The organism is Chamaesiphon sp. VAR_69_metabat_338 (assembly GCF_031423935.1).
In the GTDB taxonomy this organism is placed as follows: domain Bacteria; phylum Cyanobacteriota; class Cyanobacteriia; order Cyanobacteriales; family Chamaesiphonaceae; genus Chamaesiphon.
Map to the genome: position 1 here is coordinate 1 of NZ_JANPGM010000559.1, position 1,855 is coordinate 1,855.

1 protein-coding gene is annotated in these 1,855 nt (G+C 46.5%); it reads left to right on the top strand.

What is annotated here, in order from left to right; translation table 11 throughout:
• Nucleotides 1-148: 148 nt before the first annotated feature.
• A complete protein-coding gene (locus tag RMO84_RS15370) occupies nt 149-862 on the top strand; it encodes a pirin family protein (protein WP_310489317.1) in 714 nt (237 codons plus the stop codon).
• Nucleotides 863-1,855: the final 993 nt, after the last annotated feature.

Below are 1,855 nucleotides of genomic sequence, written 5' to 3' on the forward strand. Positions count from 1 at the left end.
GGGGCGATTGCATCACAATATCTCGATCGATAGAGATAAATCTCGATCGAATTAATTAGGCTCTAGGAACAGGAATACCAGAATTTGCTAAAAGCCGCAGATCGATCGCGATGTATTCGATAAATTTACGCACAGGGGAGATAACTAGATGAGCGAGACTGCCGTAAACATAATTCATCCTAGCGACCTGCGCGGTCATACTCAAATTGATTGGCTCGATAGCTACCATACGTTTTCATTTAGCAATTTCTACGATCCCAGTCGGATGGGTTTTCGTTCGCTACGGGTCATCAATGACGACCGGATTGCGCCCGGTGCTGGGTTTGGGACGCACGGACATCGGGACATGGAAATTCTTACCTATGTTTTAGAGGGAGAATTGGCGCACAAAGATAGTCTCGGTACCGGCTCGGTGATTCGGGCTGGCGATGTCCAAATCATGAGTGCGGGGACGGGGATTCAACATAGTGAGTTTAATAATTCAGACACCAATCCCGTCCACCTGTTGCAGATCTGGATGTTACCTAGTCGCCAAAATATTCCCCCCCGCTACGACCAACGCAACTTTACCGCAGCAGATAAGCAAGGCAAGCTGCGACTGGTGGCGGCGAAAGACGGGCGCGATGGGGCTGTGGTAATTCATCAAGATATCGATTTGTATGCGGCGGTACTTTCGGCAGGCGACATGGTGACATTTGAGATGCAGCCTCAGCGGTGCGTGTGGTTGCAAGTTGCCAGCGGCAGTGCCAATCTCAACGGGGAAGAGTTGCAAGCAGGTGATGGCGTCCAAATTAACAGTCCCGAACTGCTAGAACTAACAACTGACAAAACTGCGGAAGTCTTGTTATTCGATCTAGCTTAGAGGATGTCTGAAAACTCAATTTTGTTAAGCTTAAATCCTAGAGAATCCCCTTAGCCCCCTTAAAAAGCGGATGCATTTCCCAACCCGTTGGCAGTAACATTCGATCGCTGGCTCATCAGTTTTCCTAGCTATAAATTTTTACTCAGCGTCGAGCAACTATTTGGCGATCGCCAAATTACCTGTGCAGAAATCTGAGAAGTCACAGATACTTTCCCCCTAATTATTAAAAATCGACAAGCATCAACTGTCCTCTGGGATTTCGATCTCGAACACCTCCCCGGATTTGTAAATTCAGCTTAATTTCATATTTAAGTAGCTGGACATAATTAAAGTGACAATGATGAAACCGCCCTCACCCCGCCCTCGCCTCCGGCTCTGGCTCCCCTCTGTCTCGATCGCAACCGTCGGGAAACAAAGGCGAGCGCGAATCGCTCCCAAGCTTGGGAGCGGCGCATCGAACGGGAGGTTCCCTCCTAATAAAAGTAGCTTCAATTCCGGCTTCGTAAGATCGAAACTGCAACCAAATCGACTCAATAAATTCTATCGATCTGCCACAATATTGGGATCGATTTCGATCTCGATCGGGCGATCTCGTGCTGCTCATCAGAGGATCGTGCCAGACTATCCATCCTCTAGGCGATCGAGTTTTTTAATCGGGATGGAGTTGAAGCCACAATTCCGGATTGCACCGTTGTTTTGGTGCTTTTTCTCGATCGTCCTCAATCCCATATTTCCCAGCCTAAGTAGTTACTAAAAATCACGCTCGTCTAAGTAATTGAATAGATTTCGATTTCACAACTAGTAATTATTAGCTTCGGCCATTTGGCCGATCTAAAGCGAGTGTAATTGCGCATTAAACCGCAGCGTAACGGCAGATCGATCGGGAATGAAATCTCTAGGTAGAAGCTTTTTGTAGATAAATTGAATGGTGTAATTAATGGGTAATTATCTGCAACATTAGTAATTTATGTGTTTTCGCAATAATTTGCTATT

Bases quoted from the DNA above. Each gene is read 5' to 3' on its own strand.
- RMO84_RS15370 (WP_310489317.1), top strand. From the start codon at position 149: ATGAGCGAGACTGCCGTAAACATAATTCATCCTAGCGACCTGCGCGGT.